At 40.2% G+C, this 18005-nt stretch carries 18 protein-coding genes and 1 pseudogene; 10 read left to right on the top strand and 9 right to left on the bottom strand.

The features are described 5' to 3' along the window. Window positions 1–16: 16 nt before the first annotated feature. Together QI031_RS27565 and QI031_RS27560 are read right to left on the bottom strand one after the other, a co-directional pair. Window positions 17–583: a phycobiliprotein lyase gene (locus tag QI031_RS27565; protein WP_281482750.1), complete on the bottom strand. Its 567-nt coding sequence runs from the start codon at window positions 581–583 to the stop codon at window positions 17–19. Window positions 584–642: 59 nt separating this feature from the next. Next, the gene (locus QI031_RS27560; RefSeq protein WP_281482749.1) at window positions 643–1323 is read right to left on the bottom strand and encodes a HEAT repeat domain-containing protein; all 681 of its coding nucleotides are present in this window, start codon (window positions 1321–1323) and stop codon (window positions 643–645) included. A gap of 290 nt (window positions 1324–1613) precedes the next feature. On the opposite strand from QI031_RS27560, the gene QI031_RS27555 reads away from it, so the two are divergent. The 3 genes from QI031_RS27555 (at window position 1614) to QI031_RS27545 (ending at window position 3498) form a co-directional block, all read left to right on the top strand. After that, a complete protein-coding gene (locus QI031_RS27555; RefSeq protein ID WP_281482748.1) occupies window positions 1614–2258 on the top strand; it encodes a DUF1361 domain-containing protein in 645 nt (214 codons plus the stop codon). A gap of 223 nt (window positions 2259–2481) precedes the next feature. Then, window positions 2482–2634, top strand: coding sequence for a hypothetical protein (locus tag QI031_RS27550; protein ID WP_425525994.1), 153 nt, complete (start codon window positions 2482–2484; stop codon window positions 2632–2634). A gap of 48 nt (window positions 2635–2682) precedes the next feature. Next, window positions 2683–3498, top strand: a complete 816-nt coding sequence (locus tag QI031_RS27545; protein WP_281482747.1) for a hypothetical protein — start codon at window positions 2683–2685, stop codon at window positions 3496–3498. 214 nt (window positions 3499–3712) lie between these two features. On the opposite strand, the gene QI031_RS27540 is transcribed toward QI031_RS27545, so the two are convergent. After that, window positions 3713–4840 carry a hypothetical protein gene (locus tag QI031_RS27540; protein ID WP_281482746.1) on the bottom strand — a complete coding sequence of 376 codons (1128 nt, stop codon included), beginning with the start codon at window positions 4838–4840 and terminating at the stop codon, window positions 3713–3715. Window positions 4841–5079: 239 nt separating this feature from the next. Then, the gene (locus QI031_RS27535; RefSeq protein WP_281482745.1) at window positions 5080–7389 is read right to left on the bottom strand and encodes a putative PEP-binding protein; all 2310 of its coding nucleotides are present in this window, start codon (window positions 7387–7389) and stop codon (window positions 5080–5082) included. 286 nt (window positions 7390–7675) lie between these two features. On the opposite strand from QI031_RS27535, the gene QI031_RS27530 reads away from it, so the two are divergent. Continuing rightward, the gene (locus QI031_RS27530; RefSeq protein ID WP_281482744.1) at window positions 7676–8131 is read left to right on the top strand and encodes an MgtC/SapB family protein; all 456 of its coding nucleotides are present in this window, start codon (window positions 7676–7678) and stop codon (window positions 8129–8131) included. Window positions 8132–8141: 10 nt separating this feature from the next. Here QI031_RS27530 and QI031_RS27525 read toward each other — a convergent pair whose 3' ends face one another. The 3 genes from QI031_RS27525 to QI031_RS27515 all read right to left on the bottom strand — a co-directional run bounded on the left by QI031_RS27525 (window position 8142) and on the right by QI031_RS27515 (window position 12904). Beyond that, the gene (locus tag QI031_RS27525; protein ID WP_281482743.1) at window positions 8142–8555 is read right to left on the bottom strand and encodes a hypothetical protein; all 414 of its coding nucleotides are present in this window, start codon (window positions 8553–8555) and stop codon (window positions 8142–8144) included. 80 nt (window positions 8556–8635) lie between these two features. Continuing rightward, window positions 8636–9754 (bottom strand): DNA replication/repair protein RecF, encoded by a 1119-nt coding sequence (gene recF, locus QI031_RS27520; RefSeq protein WP_281482742.1) that lies wholly within the window; start codon window positions 9752–9754, stop codon window positions 8636–8638. A 291-nt stretch (window positions 9755–10045) separates the two neighbouring features. Further along, the gene (locus tag QI031_RS27515; RefSeq protein WP_281482741.1) at window positions 10046–12904 is read right to left on the bottom strand and encodes a cation-translocating P-type ATPase; all 2859 of its coding nucleotides are present in this window, start codon (window positions 12902–12904) and stop codon (window positions 10046–10048) included. Window positions 12905–13460: 556 nt separating this feature from the next. Here QI031_RS27515 and QI031_RS27510 point away from each other — a divergent pair. Continuing rightward, complete coding sequence (locus QI031_RS27510; protein WP_281482740.1) at window positions 13461–15131, top strand: transglutaminase family protein; 1671 nt, start codon at window positions 13461–13463, stop codon at window positions 15129–15131. 47 nt (window positions 15132–15178) lie between these two features. Here QI031_RS27510 and QI031_RS27505 read toward each other — a convergent pair whose 3' ends face one another. After that, entirely contained in the window at window positions 15179–16030 is an 852-nt protein-coding gene (locus QI031_RS27505; protein WP_281482739.1) for a PD-(D/E)XK nuclease family protein, read from the bottom strand. Between the two features lie 83 nt (window positions 16031–16113). Between QI031_RS27505 and QI031_RS27500 the strand changes: the two are divergent. The 5 genes and pseudogenes from QI031_RS27500 to QI031_RS27480 form a co-directional block, all read left to right on the top strand. After that, a pseudogene (locus tag QI031_RS27500) lies at window positions 16114–16568 on the top strand (phosphoglucomutase/phosphomannomutase family protein); the annotation flags it as partial. 123 nt (window positions 16569–16691) lie between these two features. After that, window positions 16692–16970, top strand: a complete 279-nt coding sequence (locus QI031_RS27495; protein ID WP_281482738.1) for a LapA family protein — start codon at window positions 16692–16694, stop codon at window positions 16968–16970. A 53-nt stretch (window positions 16971–17023) separates the two neighbouring features. Continuing rightward, a complete protein-coding gene (locus QI031_RS27490) occupies window positions 17024–17170 on the top strand; it encodes a BrnT family toxin (RefSeq protein ID WP_281482737.1) in 147 nt (48 codons plus the stop codon). Further along, window positions 17148–17348 (top strand): BrnT family toxin, encoded by a 201-nt coding sequence (locus tag QI031_RS27485; protein WP_281482736.1) that lies wholly within the window; start codon window positions 17148–17150, stop codon window positions 17346–17348. The genes QI031_RS27490 and QI031_RS27485 overlap by 23 nt, the downstream gene beginning before the upstream one ends. Further along, complete coding sequence (locus QI031_RS27480) at window positions 17317–17598, top strand: hypothetical protein (protein WP_281482735.1); 282 nt, start codon at window positions 17317–17319, stop codon at window positions 17596–17598. The genes QI031_RS27485 and QI031_RS27480 overlap by 32 nt, the downstream gene beginning before the upstream one ends. A 113-nt stretch (window positions 17599–17711) precedes the next feature. On the opposite strand, the gene QI031_RS27475 is transcribed toward QI031_RS27480, so the two are convergent. Continuing rightward, the gene (locus QI031_RS27475; RefSeq protein WP_281482734.1) at window positions 17712–17945 is read right to left on the bottom strand and encodes a DUF433 domain-containing protein; all 234 of its coding nucleotides are present in this window, start codon (window positions 17943–17945) and stop codon (window positions 17712–17714) included. Window positions 17946–18005: the final 60 nt, after the last annotated feature.

Below are 18005 nucleotides of genomic sequence, written 5' to 3'. Positions count from 1 at the left end.
TCTATAAACAGCAAGACTAACTTGATACGGGGTTAGCCGCCTCTGATACCTTGGCCGCTGCGGGACTACCACCCATGCGAATTTCAGAAGTAAAAGAAGCCGTACTAAAACCGTCAGCGCGCTTGATAACAAGTACACGCATCCGCAAATTGGGACTAGCAAACCACAAGCGTTCTTCAGAACAGATAGTTTCGGACTCTGTAGTTAGGATCAGCGCCTCATCAGTGCCAATTTTATAATGTCCAGTGACAAGGGCTTTTTTGGTATCGCCTGTTTCCCGCAGTAACTTACCTTCGTTGGCTTTATCCACATCAGGAACTAAAACTAACACAGTGGAGCCGCTGTGCTTTTTTTGATCCTGTTCGATTGTGCCGTTCCAAGTAACTTTAGCACCACAAGCAGCTGAATTAGGAATAATTTCGTCAAGCTGACATAATTTAATTACCTCTGGATGGTCTGCTGCCAGCATTTCAATGATAATGTCTGATTTGCCATCTTCAGATTTATTAAAAGCCAAATGGTGGCTAGTACGGTGGGAAAACCATTTACCAGCACTTAACTGAAAAAACTCTTCAATATTCATGATTCAAATGCTAAAAATCCCACTTAATTATGATTAAAAGATACCAGGAAGCCCGAATACTAAGCTTGATAGCCTATTTCTTCAAGCCTCTGGAGAGAAATTTTTGCAGCTTCGGCAACATGGGGATGGTTGTCTTTTGCTAGATATTTTAAAGCTGAGATGCTTTTGGCGGTAGGCAGATGTCCCAAAGCTTCTGCAAGACGCTGCCGTATTAACCAATCTTCTGATTGGGCAAACCGCAAAATCACATCTACAGATTCAATATCTTCAATTTCTCCTAGTGCGGAAATTGCAGCTTCTTGTAAAACAACTTCTTTGCTATCTAAAGCCTGAATGAGAATTTCACTAGCGCGGGGATCTTTAATATTACCCAAGGAAACTGCTGCACTAAAACGTACTAGCCAATCAGTATCTTCATAAAATGCTCGTGCTAGTGCCTCAAAAGCCCTAGCATCACCCAAATATCCTAAAGCACCAGCAGCATCAGCACGAATGCCATAGTCTGGGTCGTTCTCCAAAATTTTGACTAAAATTGGATAACTTTCTGGTGTTGGCTTAACTCCTAGGGCAAATACAGCCATAGAGCGCAGTTGCAGAGATTCATCATCCAAAACTTTTTTGATTAAAGGTACTGCATCTTCGGGAGATACATGGCGCAGATTAGCCAAGGCTACCATGCGATCGCGCAAATTTGGACTTTCTAATTGAGCAGAGATTTCTTCTAAAGGTAGAGCAGCCATTTAGTTTAAAGCACTTTCTTTACTTATCTTTACTTTAACTGATTAGCTGATCAGGCTGTTGCCATCGTGGTGTTTCTATTTATTTTCTGGCTATACTAGTTACTTAAGCTGGTTATTTCTACAGTCCAACTTAATAAAATGTACAAAAACCTTATCTAGTTTTCCAGAAAATAAACTTCCTGAAACAATGATAAGACCTAACCCATATTTTAGTTGTTTTGTCAAGCGGTTACTAAAATTAATATACAAAGCAAATCTAAATCAATCACACGTCTTGTGAGTAAATAGCTATGAAAGAGGAATTGATAGCCAGAGTTTTGCAGGTCTTGCGTATTAACATGAGTTGGATGACTTGGAATTTGTTTCTGGCTTTTATCCCTTTAGCTTTAAGTGTCTGGCTATTTCGTGGCAGACGCGGCCGTTCTTGGGTTTGGTGGCTAGGATTCTTGGTATTCTACGCGTTTTTACCAAATGCACCTTATTTGTTGACTGATGTAATTCATCTTATCCACGACATCCGCACAATTCAATCGATATGGATGATTACCTTAGTGCTAATTCCTGTTTATCTAGTGGTAATTTTAGCTGGGTTTGAAGCTTATGTAATTTCCCTAATTAACTTGGGTCACTATTTACACCGCATTGGGAAAAGTCAATGGATTTTAGGAGTTGAATTAATTACTCATGCTCTCTGTGCTGTTGGTATTTATTGGGGGCGGTTCTTGCGTTTCAACAGTTGGGATTTCATCACTCAACCAGATGCTTTACTCACCAGAGGCGTAGAGGAACTTATTGGCAAACAGCCGTTGGTGATTATTACTGTCAGTTTTTTAATCCTTATAGGTTTGTACTGGCTGATGAAACAAATATCTTTGGGTTTTGCTAGGCAACGGCAAACAGAGACAGGCATCAATTCGCAACACCACCAAATTTAATCCTTTAAATGCTGGATGAACAAAAATTAATCAACTTATCTTTTAGCTTTAAACAGCAAACTAAGTTTTAAGTTCAAAATATTTATATCTCTACCCACTTGTTTATCCATCTAAAGAATGGTGTACATAGTGGGTAATTTATTGTCGAAAGAAAGATGAATTTTGGTAATTGAAGCTTTGAAATAGATAGGAATTTAATTATTGATGACATTATTTTCAAGTAATGACTGTAGATTTACACCCAGAGCCAGAACCAAACGATGAAGACATATTAGATGCTGCCATTCAGACACTTTTAAATGGTGGTGAGGTTTACACTGTTGAGCCAGAACAAATGCCAGAGTCTACGCAAGCAGCAGCAATTTTCCGATATTGATCATTTTTGGAGTGTTGTATAAAGTAGAACCAGCTATATACAACACTCATGATCAATATTATTCGTACTTTCATCAATCAATCTCTGATCGGTTTAGCTGTTTTAAGCATGTCAGCTGTATTCACTCAACCCAGCACAGCAGAAACGATCGCAGGGCAATCGGGCAATGTACAGGCAAAAATATCTTATGACAAACCAGAAGAATACCAGTATAAAAATGTTCGGTTGCAAATTATCCGGGCTGGTCAAACTGTTTTAGATCAAAAATTGCCCCAAGAAAGCGAATATGACCGACCTGCTGGGGTTTTTACAGATAATAAGTTACCAGTCCTAGATTTAGACGGCAATCAAGAACCAGAAGTAATTGCCGATTTTTTCACAGGCGGAGCGCACTGTTGTACTTATTCATTGATTTACCGTTACGACAGCAAATCCAAAAAGTATACTCAAGTTCGTCATGATTGGGGCAATGGTGGATATCGGCTCCAAGATGTAGATAAAGACGGGCTACCAGAGTTTGAAAGTAGAGACGATCGCTTTGCTTACGCTTTTACAGCTTATGCGGCTTCTGGGTATCCTTTGCAAATTTGGCAATATCGTCAAGGAAAAATGATTGATGTTACTCGTCGCTATCCCAAATTAATCTACAATGATGCCTTTGAATTATGGAAAACTTACAATCAGGCAAGGCAACAAGGCGACGACGGTAAAGGATTTTTAGCACCTTACTTGGCAGATAAGTATTTGTTAGGTCAAGGGCAAGATGGTTGGCAACGAGTGCAACAAGCTTATCAAAAAAGCGATCGCCTCCAGTATTTTGCTAACTTACGTAAGTTTTTAAGAGAAACTGGATATACAAAATAAGTAGGTCGGTGTAAATAATTATTGTTGGAATAAAGCAGGGGGCAGGGAGCAGGGAGCAGGGGGAGAAAGAGTTTGAGCCTTATTTACTTTTCGTTACATAGTTTGGTTTTATTGCACCGACTTACTTAAATTAAAAATTTCCTTTTTATTTCTTATTTATGGAAGGATGAAGTTTTTTGATTTTTCATCCTTCATTTTTGGTAATTCGACTTTTTTACAAACCAAGTTCACCAAACACCTGTGGAGAGAACATGTGCCACAAAGCCTGAAAATATGGCATTAAGGTGTCAGCTTGTTCAGAAGTCAGGCGAGTGTTTATTTCCTGTCCTAATAAGTGCAGCATTTGGCGAATTATTTCCCAATGCACTTTTAATGTCGGATAAAGCATTACACATAAAGGAAACAACTCTTGTTGAATAGCGGCGATACTTCCTTCTAAGGTACATACCCATAGGTATACTTGGAACATCTCCACATCTCGAATACTAGAAGTTTTGATTACTGGGTCGCTTAAAACACCAGACATGGAGTAATAATTTGGGTAAAGTTCAATTACTCTTTGACAAATGTTCTGGGCAATTTGCGTACTAGCTGGTAATAACTGTTGTACTGCGGATAAGGCTAAGGAATTATAATTATGTTCTGCCGCTGCTTCGTAAGCACGTTGCAATGGCATATATAAATGGTCATCAATGACTTTAAAGTATGCACCAACAAGCGATCGCTCTAAAGGTTCTAGCAGTTGTAAGAGCATTTGGCTAGTGTAATGAAACTGCATATTCACAAAGCCGACGACTCTAGGATCAACACTTGTGTATTTTTGTCTAATAGCTCCGATATCTGCACCAATTACTGTAGCCAGTTGATTAGGAGCTATTTGTTCTGTACACACTAACAAGGCTTGTTCGTAAAGCGGCTCACCTGACTTGGCTAGTTTTATAATCTCAGATAAGGGTCTTGATGTAACTTGCTGGGTGTATACATCTAAAGTTTTTTGGTAAATTTTAAAAGAATCCGCTGCCATCTCCCAGGGATTAATAATGTCAGGATCTATGGAATGCTGCTTGACTTGGTGAGATAGCAGTGCCTCTGTTTTATTCCAGGCTTTAGCACTGACACTGCGTAAAGATTCCATTATTTTTTGAGCAGTTTTCTTTCTTCCAGCTGGCGAGACTATCTCTGACAAATTTAGCGGTTCGGAGTTTTCTTGATTGCTATCAACCTGGAGATTCTGCACATATTTTTTAGCCCATTGTTGTGCTAAAGATTCAACACCACTTTTATTTTCTCTATGCAAAACTGGTTCTAAATTATTGTTTAAAATTTCCTGCTTAATAAACATTCTTTGTCATCCGATGTCATGAGTATTTCGTAGCCAGCTAAACATAGCTTAAACAATTATTTTTGAGCTGTAAATAAACTTTACTGAAAGTCTATAATTGATATTTTATAGGTGATTTAGCGTATGTAAATTAGTCAAAAAAATATTATTCCCGGCGTATTAGTCAAATTGTGATGCTGATTTAAAAAGATTTATGTTATGAGTCTAAAAACCATGATGATTTTACTTAGACTCAGTGCCTACTGATTCATTTGCTGACGTGCCATTGCTAAAATCAAGCGTTGTTCGGCACGAGCGATCGCCTGATATGTTCGCTCTACGGCTTCTGGTTCGACAGAAATCGAAGTTATACCCCATTCCACTAGTTGATCAATGATTTCGGGATAAAGTGCTGGTGCTTGACCGCAGATTGAACATGGTATGCCCGCACTTTTCGCCATTTTGATCAATTGGGCGATCGCTCTCATTACCGCCGGATGACGTTCATTAAATACTTTTGCTAATTGTCCTTCTTCTCGATCTACTCCTAGCAGCAGTTGAGTTAAATCATTTGTACCTATGGAAATTCCAGTTACACCTGCTTTGATATACTCTGGTAATAAAAACAACACACTTGGCACTTCTGCCATAATCCACAGTTGAAACTGGGAGATCTGAGTTAACCCTGCTTGCTCAACCTTTTGCCGACAAAAGGAAAATTCTGCCACACTCCGCACAAAAGGCAATAATAGGTGAATATTGCTGTAACCAGCTTTTTGCACAGTTGCTAAAGCTGCCAGTTCCAATTCAAAAACTTCCGGATTGGCTATATAGTTAAATGTACCGCGATCGCCTAACTTCGACTGTGGACTATTCGCGTATGAGGGAAAATCGGGCGATCGCCAATCTAAAGAGCGATAAAATATTGGTCTAGGAGCAAATATCCGAGCAAACCGCATAATTTGCTCAGACCATAACTCTAACAATTCTGTCCGCCGTCCATTTAGAAGCCAACTCTGGGGATGCTGTCCCTCTAATGTACTTAGTAACATTAATTCTGAGCGCAATAATCCTACCCCATCCACAGGTAAACTTTGCACTTGTTCTACCAAGTTGGGTTGACTGAGATTAACCAACAGCTGGGTAGCAATCATGGGTAGGTTAGGTGTAGGTGATGGAGTTATAAGGTGATGGTGTTCCTGATGTTCTACTTCTTTTGATCTGTCTTCTTTGATCCGATAGATTTCGCCTTTATCACCATCCAAAAGTAGCCGTTCGCCATTGTGAATGAGGATGGTGGCATCAGTAGCACTCACGACAGAAGGGATACCAAGCTCTCTAGCCAGAATTGCAGCATGGCTGGTTAATCCTCCCTGTTGTGTAATAATTCCAGCAATTTGTTGTAGCAGTGGCAACCAATCAGGTGTTAATGCTTTAACTACTAAAATTACTCCTTGAGGAAGTTGTTCTGGTTTTTGTTGAGAATTGGCAATTACATAAGCTGTTGCTGTGACGCGTCCAGTTGCTGCCCCCAATCCTTTAATAAACTGTAAATTGGGAATTGCAGATTGGGGACTACTCACTTGTGTTAAGTAGAGCTTGGGCGCTGAATCTGACTCAGAAATAGTCCATTCAACGGTAAAATTTTTACCTAATTCACTCACAAGTTGATTCCCCAGAGTGATTACTTGTTGCAGGTATTCTTCTTGTAAAGCGTACTGTTTTTGTTGAGCTTCTTCAAGTACATAAGCTGATATACCAGTGTTATCTGCTGTTACTACTGAGTTAAGTATCGAGTGCGAAACATCTACAGGTGTGCCATTGTCAAAACGATAAGCTAGCATTTTGTTGCCTAAATGGCGCTTTAAGACAACCTCAGTACCATGTTGCAAGTAGTATGTGTCTGGTGACACATCTCCTTGAGCGATCGCAATTCCTAATCCCCAAGTCGCCTCTATCTTCCACCCTGAGGAATTAGCATTAATTAAGCCACTAGCGAGCGCATTTTGAACTGGTTGTACCAATACTGCTAAATTAATTTTTTGGAGGCTAATTCCTAATCGCTGCCAGTACAATAAACTTCTAGCACGGAATAGTTGGCTCCAGGTATGCTTTAATGCTTTGGCGATCGCTTCTTCATTACAGTAGCAAAATGTTGACTCTAGTAACCCAGATGTATTACCCAACCCTGGCATCACCTTTGATAATGCTAAGGTTGGTCGCAAAATTAGATAATTACTTTCCCATTCTCTAGTTGCCTGAAAAATCGCACTTACCCACTGTGATGGTACAGTCGCTGTCATAATTTCTTGACGCAAGCGACCTGCTACCTGTTGAAGTTGCCGCCAATTAGCTACATCCAGGTGCAAAGAAGAATAAGGTAAATCTGCAACTAATGACTCTGAACTGTTGAGAGTTTCTAGGAATTGTCGTAAAACTTCTGCTGAAACTACAAAACCAGGTATCACTGGATAGCCACGCTGTATAATTCTGCTCAAGTCAAATGCTTTGTCACCTACTTGGGCACGGTCTTGTAGTTTAATTTGGTTAAGCCAGTAGAGTTTATCCACTCAGTATATTAATTATCAGTTGTAATAATCTCGCTGTTAGTGAATATAATTAATGTTGACATAGATTATAAATGAAATATGAGCTTTTTGAATAAAAATAATATCTTCTTGAGCAGACTAGTAAACAAATATAAAAGATTATTGTATAGCTATAAAAGTATTATTCAATATGTTTGATTCAAGAAAATATTGATTTTGTATTTAAGTTATTAAAATTTAAGTCAGAATATTTTGATCTACATTAATTGGTATTATAGTATGTAGTATTTTTTCCTAGTAACAGAAATTGTCAAACGCTTACTATATTGCACCCGATGATTGGCTGAACATCGTCTTGAGGCTATGCCTTGCTTTACTGATAGGATCAATTATTGGCGTAGAACGTGAAGTTAAGAATAAGCCGGCAGGTTTAAGAACCCACATGTTAGTATGTCTTGGTTCTGCTGTGTTTGTTCTCATACCTCTACAGATAGTTTCGCTACAACCAAGTTCTGATGCTCTCAGTCGCGTGATTCAGGGTATTGCAGCGGGAGTAGGATTTATTGGGGCTGGAGAAATTGTCAGCAACTCTTCCAAAACATCACAGCGATTAAAGATCCACGGATTGACATCAGCTGCATCTATTTGGGTTTCTGCTGGTTTGGGAATTACGGCTGGATTTGGTTTATGGCGGTTAGGATTAATTGGTGCTGTGTTAACTTTTATAGTTCTCAAATTGTTTAAAAGATTAGAAGATATCTAGTTAATGCTCACTAACTAAATAATGCTAATGCCTGAGCAAAAATAGCTTCTTTTGATCTAGTTTCTAATATTGATTTAACTAAATCAATAAACTCCACATCTGATTTTTGATCGTTTTCAATCGTTTTGCTAGCTGCATAAAAGCTCACATCATCAAGACATAATTCGTTGGTAGTACCTGTTTGCAATTCTGGTTTTCTTGTATCCCAGGAAATAGATTTACCGCGAAATGTAAATTGAAACCATGAAATTTTATTATTGTTAAATTCAAAGAAGACATCAAAATACGGTTCTTCACCTTGAAACCAAATTCTTGTATTACCTTCTTTGTGAGCTTGTTTTAGTGATTTTTGCTCAATTTCTCGTAATGATGCACCTAGTGATGCAATTTCATTTTGATCTAAGGTATGGTTTGTTTTGGGCATGGGGCATCCCTTCGGGAATTAAAAATTAAATTGAGTAAGATTAAGTATTTTCTTTGTTGTCTCTTTATGTTCATACCCACTCACGATGATAGTTTTCCTGCATTTACAAGCAGAACTTGAGAAGAATTTAACCACTGGGAGTCAAAAGAACTTATGTGAGTGGTGGTAATTAAGGTTTGAAAACGGTCTTGAATGGCATCAAGTAATTGATTTTGGCGCGATGGGTCTAACTCGGCTAAAACGTCATCCAACAAGAGTAATGGAGGCTCTTTGACGACTTCTTCAATTAATTGTAATTCTGCTAGTTTTAGAGCTAATACTAAAGTTCGTTGTTGACCTTGAGAACCATACTGACGAGCAGGTGTTTGGTTAATTGTCAATTCTACTTCGTCACGATGGGGACCGACAAGGGTAGTACCTCGGTACATTTCGGCAACGGCTCGCTGTTGAATTTTTGTTAAAAAAGCTAGCTGTACTTCTTCTGGCTGATTTTGTGTTAAGGGTACACTAGGCACATATTGGATTTGTAAAACTTCTGTGCTGCCGCTAATATTAGCGTGCCAAGCAGCAGCAATCGGAGCAAGTCTTTGAATGGCGCGATCGCGTCTTCTAATTACTTTTGTTCCTGTGGCTGCTAATTGTGCATCCCACAATGCTAATTGTTCTAAGTTCTTAGGACTAGAAGCTGCATCTTGAGCTTGTTTTAAAAAGGCATTGCGTTGACGTAATACCTGATTATACTGCTGCAAAATGTGAGCATAAATCGGTTCAAGTTGAATTAAAAGTGTATCTAACCAATTACGGCGACCATCAGGGCCGCCGCGCACTAAATCTAAATCCAAGCTGGAAAACTGCACCGCATTAAGAACACCAAGAAAATCCATTTGTCGCCGCATCGACTCGCCATTAAGAGCAACGCTGCGGCGACCATTACGACGCAGAGTTAAAGTTAAATCGCTGATGCCAGTTTGTCGCTCTAGGGTGGCTTGAATTTGAGATACAGATTCCCCTTCCTTAATTAAATCGCGATCGCGTGCCATGCGATGCGATCGCAATGTTGCTAACAACTCTACCGCCTCCAACAAATTAGATTTTCCCTGAGCGTTATTACCTACCAAAATTGTTTTAGCAGCAGTAAACTCAATTTTTTGCTCTTGGTAGTTGCGAAATTGTCGAAGGTGTAGGGTTTTGAGATACATGAGTGAATGTGGGTATTAGCCGCTATGGTTAAAATTTATAAACCACAGAGACACAAAGAACACAGAGTTAAGAAATTTAAAGAGGAGCATTATCTAACATTTTTACCTACCTTGAAAAGGTTAGTACCGCTGTTCAAAAGTCAAAACTCAAAATGCTTATTTTATTGAAAGCGGCGGGAAACTCCATCCCTTCATGGATGGTTAAATCAGTTATCAGTCAACAGTGATAACTGATTACTTCTTCCCCATGCCCCATTCCCACTTGCCCTATGCCCAAAAACTTCATGTTTTTTATACACTCTTCTTGCCGATAATGCGTAAGAATAGCTTTTCTAATTCCACCCACACAAACATCAAAGCACTAAAGCCAATACAAATTGCCAACTCTGTCGGAGGTAGCCAGTGTGTACCAAAGAAATCTCGCAGGGGGGGAACGTAAATCAGCATTAACTGCAAAATCGTTGTGACAACCACAGCCGCCAATACAAAAATATTAGAGAAGGGATTCATTTCGATAGTCAGTCTGTTATTAGAGCGAATGGCGATCGCGTGACCCATTTGGGCAATACACAAAGAAGTAAATACCATTGTCTTCCAGCGTTCTGGACTTAGTCCTAGCCCCACCACTGCCTGGGAATGATAATATGCCCACTCCATCAAAATAATTGTAATGATGGCAAAAATAATCCCAATCCGAATCATATAAGAACCCAGACCCCTAGCAAAAATACTTTCACGGGGACTAAAGGGCGGACGCTTCATTACGTCTGGTTCCGGGGGTTCTACAGCTAATGCCAAGGCTGGTAAACCGTCTGTAACTAAGTTCATCCACAGAATTTGCAGTGGAGTTAAAGGAACACCTCCCAATCCTAAAAGTGGGGCAGCAGCGATGGTGAGAACTTCACCGATGTTACTACCCAAGATGTATTTAATAAAGCGGCGAATGTTGGTGTAAACGACTCTGCCTTCTTTGGTGGCGGCAACAATCGTGGCGAAGTTGTCATCTAATAAGACCATATCACTGGCTTCTTTACTCACATCAGTACCAGTGATACCCATTGCAATCCCGATATCAGCTTGTTTTAAAGCAGGGGCATCGTTAACACCATCGCCTGTCATGGCGACAAATCGACCGCGGCGTTGCAGTGCTTGGACAATTCTGAGTTTATGTTCTGGAGCCACCCTGGCATAGATGCTTACCAAGTCAACGTTTTCTTCTAGTTCTTGGTCGCTCATTCGTTGCAATTCTTGCCCTGTGAGGACTGTATCACCTTCTTGGGCTATGCCCAAATCCACAGCGATCGCTCGTGCGGTTAATTGATGATCGCCAGTAATCATTACTGGACGCATACCTGCTTCACGAGACTCTTGGACTGCGGCTCTCACTTCTGGGCGGGGGGCATCTAGCATTCCTACTAGTCCTAACCACACCAAATTTTGTTCAGATGTCTCATCTGAGCCTTCCGGCGGAATCTCAGCTAAAGGTTTGTAGGCGAAACCAAGTACCCGCAAACCTTTACTCGCCATTTGGTCATTTGCTGCCAAAATTTGCGTGCGTTGTGCTTCAGTTAAAGGAGCTGATTTAGTACCCAAATAAATTTCAGTACAACGTGCCAAAATTAACTCTGGTGAACCTTTGGTGAACATTAAGTAAGGTTCAGAATTGACAAACCCTGCGATCGCCGGGTCAACTGCTGTGGATGGTTCACCTGTGGCTATTGATTCTACTTGAGCAATGATGCTCATGCGTTTGCGTTCTGAAGAAAAGGGAAATTCACCAACACGGGATAATTTACTGTCCCACTGATCTTTTTCAATACCTGCTTTGCCTGCCAAGGTGACTAATGCGCCCTCTGTAGGGTCTCCTAAAATTGCCCATTCCCCTTTTTCTTTTTGCAGCACTGCGTCATTACAAACGGCGCAAGCGACTAATAAAGCAGGAATCTCTGGATGCTCATCTATAGAAATTTTTTGCTCACTTAATTGAAAATCTCCTGTAGGAGCATAACCTTCGCCTGTAACTCGAAAAGTATGGTCATTTGTATAAACTGACTGCACTACCATTTTGTTCTGAGTTAGAGTGCCAGTTTTGTCAGAACAAATGGTGGTTACAGAACCTAATGTTTCTACTGCTGGCAATTTGCGAATCAAGGCATTGTGGCGCACCATCCGCTGAGTTCCCAGTGCCAAGGTGACAGTAATTACAGCAGGCAAACCTTCTGGAACTACTGCCACTGCCATACTTAAGGATACTTCCAACAATTCTTGGATGTTACTAAAACCTCTGGCTTGGATGACACCACCAATAACAACAATCGCCACTAAAATCAAAGAACCAGTAACTAAGACGTTACCCAGTTGAGTCATGCGCTGCTGCAACGGAGTAGGTTCAGTTTCCACCGCTTGCAACATGGCAGCAATTTTGCCTAGTTCGGTTGTCATACCAGTGTTGGTTACAAGCACCTTAGCGCGTCCTTGGACTACTTCAGTGCCTTGAAAGACCAAATTCAGGCGATCGCCTAATGATGCATCTTCAGGCAATAATAGAGTTGCTTGTTTATTGACAGCTTCGGCTTCCCCAGTCAGTGCTGATTCTCGGATTTGTAAATTAGATTGTTCAATCAAGCGACCATCTGCGGCCACTTGCATTCCCGCTTCTAGCAGCATCACATCGCCTGGAACTAGTTCTTTAGCTGCGACCTCTTCTAATTTGCCACCACGCAGGACTCGTACTAAAGGAGAGGTGAGTTTTTTCAGTGCTGCTAAAGCTTTTTCAGCACGGCTTTCTTGCACATAGCCGAGGATACCATTGAGGATAACAATCGCCATAATTGCGATCGTATCTTTAAATGGCACTTCACCGGCCTTTAAGGTTCCTGCTTGCCAAGCTACGAAATCTAAAAACCCGGAAATCAAAGCTACGCCAATCAGCATCAATAACATAATGTTCTTGAACTGATCTAGCAAAATTTCCCAAGTGCTGCGACCGCCATGTTCCTCTAGTTCATTGGGGCCGTATTTTTGGAAATGCTGTTCAACTTTTGAGGATGTTAAGCCACTGTCTGCGTTACTATCAAGCAGGTCTAGCGCTTTATTAATTTCCAAACTGTGCCACATGGCAGCATCTTCAGGCAGAGAGTTAGCAGACATCGTGTTAGGTTACAGGAAGATAGTTACAAAATTCGATCATAATTTAGTGATGACTGGAAAAACATCAACTAAAGTTACAATAGACTGATGGTTAAATCAGTTATCACTGTTTACTGATTCAGTCGAAGACTTCAACCCAAGATAAATACATCGCTGTTCACTGTTAAACTGTACAAGTGTAAATGTGATTCTTGATAATTACAACTATTTTCTTGTTTAGTTGGTGAGTATTATTTCTGATAAAATAGTTTTTCTCAATACACTGTACTGATATATCAATGGTCAGTCGTTAGTAGTAAAGCGAAAAGTGCAGTCTTCTCCCAAGGGGAGATGCTAAAAGCGATGGGGTCTTCCCAAGTGGAGGATTTAGCGTTTCTACCCCAGAGGAGCAACTTCAGGCGCAGAACTTTTTAAGAAGATGTTTTAAAATCACGCCGCTGCGCCTTGGGGATATTAAACCAGATCAAAAACAACTGACCACTGACCACTGACAACTGACCAGCGTAGCGTAAATTAATCCTATGGGGTGCTAAACCATTGAACAAATAAGCTTAATATGAGTTTTGCACTCCCTAGTTTGACTGCTAGCCAGATGTTTGGGCAAAGGACAATTCGACCGCTTACCGCTGCTACCCTAAGTGGCATTGCTTTTATCAAAGATACGCTGATTGCAATTGATAGTATCAAAGGGCATCTCTTAGAGATTGACCCTACCTCTGACAACAGCAAAATTCTTAATCCTCACCAAGTTAGAGAATTTAGTGATGTCACTGGTTTAGCAGTGTGGGAAGATACCCTGTGGGTGACTCGTGAAAATAGTATTTATTTATCCAAGCTCACCTCTTTAGGGCTAGAGCATTTTACCACCTTGCCTTATGCTGCTGATGGAGTTGCCGTTTGGGAATCGACAGTATATATTAGCTGTCAAAAGCTGGGCTATATTCTAGTTTATGACCGCAATACGCGTAAAGAAATTACTAAGTTTTATGCACCAGGGGTAGGCGTAGAAAATTTGGTAGTAAGTCAAGAAGTTCTTTGGGTTTGCGATCGCACAGAACAAACAGTTTATTCTGTAGACAGGGCAACTGGAGAAATTAATTTTAGCGTCCTCACCCCGTTTGCATCTCCAACAGGCATTGCTTTACATAAAAATGCTGAGACAGGCGCAGAAAACCTTTATGTTGCCTACTCATCTGAGGAGCCGTATATCCGGGATAATCCCAATGCTGACCCCAATCATGAGTTAACATATCGCGATCGCACTTTTATTCATCCCCTGTATTATCATTACCAGCCAGATAAACACTACGCTCTTTCTAACGGCTATCTAATTGAAATGTCTTACGCCGAAGAAATTGCCCCCTTAGAAGAGGTATATTTACCGGATGTAGAATGGCGTATCGCCTTGCCATCAGAAACTGAGCGTCAAAAGCTCAAACATATTGAACCCATAGGTATACCGTTTAGCGAAGAAGTAATAGATGGGCAAAAAGTAGCAGTATTTAAATTTGATGCCCTGACTCCAGGCGAACGGCATATATTTGGCTGGAAAGCTTTATTAGAAGTTAGAGGCATCAAGTATCGCATCACACCCAGAGATGTAGAAGATATTCCCGAACAATCACCAGAATTTGAAAAACGCTATTTGATAGATGATGATGATTTAGCAATGGACACTACCATTGTTCGTCGTGCTGCCGAGGATGCAATTGGTTCAGAGACGAATTTACTGCGGAAAATGTATAGTATCCGCAACTACGTTTATGATGAGTTATCTTATGGTATCAAACCCCATATTGACACCCCAGATATCGTCTTAGAACGAGGTATTGGCTCTTGTGGAGAGTATGTAGGTGTTTTACTAGCTTTATGTCGTTTAAATAACATTCCCTGCCGCACCGTAGGTAGATATAAATGTCCTCCCAATGGCGAACAGCAAAATGTACCTTTACAACCAGACTTTAATCATGTGTGGTTAGAGTTCTACATCCCTGGTTTTGGTTGGTTGCCAATGGAATCAAACCCAGATGATGTGGGTAATGATGGCCCATATCCTACGCGCTTTTTTATGGGCTTATGCTGGTATCACATTGAAATCGGTAAAGGCATATCTTTTGAAACCTTAACAAGTCAAGGTACAAGGCTTACCAAAGAAAATATTCCCCTAGGAGACTTAGCAATTAATCATATCCGGTTTACGATTCTCAAAGAATTGCCACCTTTTTAAACTGTTCATTCCCCATGCCCCATACCCCATGCCCAATGCCCCATTCTTTAAACATTAGTTCTTAAACTTGGCATTGGGTACGATTGAGTTGGCTGATGAGAAAAATCACAAATTGATTGAAATGGACAAAAACGACAGTGATTTCCGGGATTAGGTGGAAAAATCTTGCTAAAGTTACTAGTTTTCTCTTGATATTTTTGCAAATCGTGCTGGTGTTTATGGGCAATATTAGCCAACTCAAATTTTAAAGATTCTAATTCGCCATTGTTGATGCTAATCAAATCCGATTTTTTACACAGTTCTAAATTATAAAAGGATGCGACAGCTTTACGCCCAGGATAAAGATAACGAGCTGCCAGTAAATAAACTAATGCCTGTCTTTGGTCAAAAGCGGATTTACCAGTCTTAAAATCTAAAATATGCAAAGTGCGATCGCTTTCAATAAAAACACAGTCCATAGCTGCATACAAGCGGAAACAATAATCTTCTTGTTCCACTAAAATTGGTTTGGGGAAGCCTTCATCACCCGGAGTTAATTGGACAATATTTTTATCCAACAGCAAAGGATCATCGTGATACTTTTGCAGAATTTGTAGCACACGCTGTTGCACTTGTTCAGTAGATTTACTTAATTTCAGTAGTTGGGCAACTTGTTCTACCCCATCTGATTGGTGCAGGAGATGTCTATGATGATGAAATTCGTAAACGCCTTTTTGAGCGAGTATGCCAATGCGCTGAGGTGCAGTCGCTTGTCCTAATAGTGCTTTAACTTGTGGTTCATGTTGACGCGCTTTGATAAACCCCCGTCTCATCTGGCAATGCCAGCGTTCTTGCCCTCTAGCTGGGGCAACTAAAGACCAAAGGTGATAACTGGCAAAAGGTCGATCAGGGGTTGACATTGCTAAATAGCTGTAAGGGAAGTCACAGTTGAGATAATCGCTTTGCGGGAACTTCCTAATAGCATTGCAAGAAAGTGACAAAAATAAGTGCTAGTGGCAATTCCAGCAAAATAAGTTTGGCTTTGACGGGCAAAGAGGGATTATTGCTTTTCCTGATGTATGGAAAATAACAATAGCGATCGCAAGTTACTTGGAAACAGCCTACACAAAAGATAGACCAGTTCTTATTGCCTACGATACTCGCTTTTTAGCTGACTAGTTTGACCATACAACGGCTCAAGTTTTAGCAGACTGAGGAGGAAATGCAAGAATTACTGATGGGGATTTTCCCATATCAGTTATTGCCTACAACGCCAGTTACCTAAGTTTTGCTAAGGCATTGATGTTAACTGCCAGCCATAATCCAACTCCTAACTGTGGGATTAAATATATCTCTGATTATGCAGATTCTGCCACTCCAGAGATTACTGATACTATTGTGGCAAATATTAAAAGTACATTAAATGAATTGCCCAGTCGTAGCCCATTAGGTTCAATAGGTACGCGTTTACGTGCAAATTAACTCACCAAAGTTACTCAAAAGTGATTGTTAAGCTAGAAATAGTAGTAGCTTAATAAGTTAACAATTCTTAACTTATTAATATTTAACTTTGATCAAAGTATGAAAACCTTAGCTCCTTTTTTGACATCTTTAGTAATAGCAATTTGGGTAGTGGCGATCGCAATTATTTCAGTTCAAAATGCTACACCAGTATCGTTAAAATTTTTAACATTCCAATCAATTCAAATACCAGTGGGTTTAGTGTTGGCTTTTAGTGCTGGTATTGGGTTGATTGGCATGGCTGTATTACAACCGCTATGGAGTTTAGCTGGTTCTCGGCGGAGTAATTCTCGATTTGAAGATGATGCCGAGTTTTTTGTTGATGATGAAGATTTTTGATGCATCAAATCAATTGCCCATGAATGCAGGTTAATTAATTTACTATTGTATTCATGCAATTTGAGTGGGATGAGCGTAAAAACCAAAGCAACATAACAAAGCATGGTTTTGACTTTGCTGACGCTTCTCGTATCTTTAATTTACCAATGCTCATAAATCTTGATGAGCAAGAGGATTATGGTAATGCTCATAAATCTTGATGAGCAAGAGGATTATGGTGAAGATAGGTATATTGGCATTGGATTACTTGATGGACGAATCGTTGTAGTTGTTTACACCGAGCCTGATGAAGAAAAAGTTCGGCTCGTCTCATTGCGAAAAGCACTATCTTACGAACGAAAACGCTATGAACAATACCTCAAGAACCGATTGGGATAGAATCGATGCTATGAGCGATGAAGATATCGATAGCTCAGATATTCCACCATTATCAGATGAATTTTTTGCGAAAGCACAATTGCGAATGCCTAAGTCAAGTGTAAAAATTACAGTTCAGATAGATCCTGAAACTTTTGCTTGGTTACAGTCACAGGGAGATATTGCTGAACAACAGATGGCTGTCGCATTAAAGATTTATGCAGAAGCACACAAAGCTTACTCAACCTCTGAAATAAAGAATGGAAACTGAGTATGATTTTAGCAACGGTAAGCAAGGAGCAATTGAACCAACACCAACAGGCAAAACTCGAATTACAATTCGCCTAGATAATGTAGGAGGCAACTGAGCATCAATCCAAATTTTCATGCTGTCAGTCGAGGAAAGTCTGTTCGCCGCGCTGCAAACAATAGACAGGCTTGGATATCTTCAAACTCAAGATCGGGAAAATCTTCTAAAATCTCAGAAAAGCTGACATTCTCAGCCAGCATTTCTAAAATATCACTCACACGAATCCTCATGCCTCGAATACAAGGACGGCCACCACATTGACCAGGTGTTTGAGTAATACGAATCAACAAATTAGCCCTTGAGTTCATTCAATCTTTGAATATCAAGTAATTTCATTTAACTCTATGATACAGTTGGCAACTCTATTA

This window comes from Halotia branconii CENA392, from assembly GCF_029953635.1.
GTDB lineage: Bacteria > Cyanobacteriota > Cyanobacteriia > Cyanobacteriales > Nostocaceae > Halotia > Halotia branconii.
Note: the sequence above shows the minus strand (reverse complement) of the source record. Positions and strands in the feature narration are given on the sequence as shown.

What these genes read in the sequence shown, in the direction of transcription:
- QI031_RS27565 (WP_281482750.1), bottom strand. Translation starts at nt 583, where the DNA reads ATGAATATTGAAGAGTTTTTTCAGTTAAGTGCTGGTAAATGGTTTTCC.
- QI031_RS27480 (WP_281482735.1), top strand. Translation starts at nt 17,317, where the DNA reads ATGAACAATACCTCAAGAACCGATTGGGATAGAATCGATGCTATGAGC.
- QI031_RS27560 (WP_281482749.1), bottom strand. Translation starts at nt 1,323, where the DNA reads ATGGCTGCTCTACCTTTAGAAGAAATCTCTGCTCAATTAGAAAGTCCA.
- QI031_RS27555 (WP_281482748.1), top strand. Translation starts at nt 1,614, where the DNA reads ATGAAAGAGGAATTGATAGCCAGAGTTTTGCAGGTCTTGCGTATTAAC.
- QI031_RS27510 (WP_281482740.1), top strand. Translation starts at nt 13,461, where the DNA reads ATGAGTTTTGCACTCCCTAGTTTGACTGCTAGCCAGATGTTTGGGCAA.
- QI031_RS27485 (WP_281482736.1), top strand. Translation starts at nt 17,148, where the DNA reads ATGGTAATGCTCATAAATCTTGATGAGCAAGAGGATTATGGTGAAGAT.
- QI031_RS27515 (WP_281482741.1), bottom strand. Translation starts at nt 12,904, where the DNA reads ATGTCTGCTAACTCTCTGCCTGAAGATGCTGCCATGTGGCACAGTTTG.
- QI031_RS27475 (WP_281482734.1), bottom strand. Translation starts at nt 17,945, where the DNA reads ATGAACTCAAGGGCTAATTTGTTGATTCGTATTACTCAAACACCTGGT.
- QI031_RS27545 (WP_281482747.1), top strand. Translation starts at nt 2,683, where the DNA reads ATGATCAATATTATTCGTACTTTCATCAATCAATCTCTGATCGGTTTA.
- recF (WP_281482742.1), bottom strand. Translation starts at nt 9,754, where the DNA reads ATGTATCTCAAAACCCTACACCTTCGACAATTTCGCAACTACCAAGAG.
- QI031_RS27490 (WP_281482737.1), top strand. Translation starts at nt 17,024, where the DNA reads ATGCAATTTGAGTGGGATGAGCGTAAAAACCAAAGCAACATAACAAAG.
- QI031_RS27505 (WP_281482739.1), bottom strand. Translation starts at nt 16,030, where the DNA reads ATGTCAACCCCTGATCGACCTTTTGCCAGTTATCACCTTTGGTCTTTA.
- QI031_RS27525 (WP_281482743.1), bottom strand. Translation starts at nt 8,555, where the DNA reads ATGCCCAAAACAAACCATACCTTAGATCAAAATGAAATTGCATCACTA.
- QI031_RS27495 (WP_281482738.1), top strand. Translation starts at nt 16,692, where the DNA reads ATGAAAACCTTAGCTCCTTTTTTGACATCTTTAGTAATAGCAATTTGG.
- QI031_RS27550 (WP_425525994.1), top strand. Translation starts at nt 2,482, where the DNA reads ATGACTGTAGATTTACACCCAGAGCCAGAACCAAACGATGAAGACATA.
- QI031_RS27540 (WP_281482746.1), bottom strand. Translation starts at nt 4,840, where the DNA reads ATGTTTATTAAGCAGGAAATTTTAAACAATAATTTAGAACCAGTTTTG.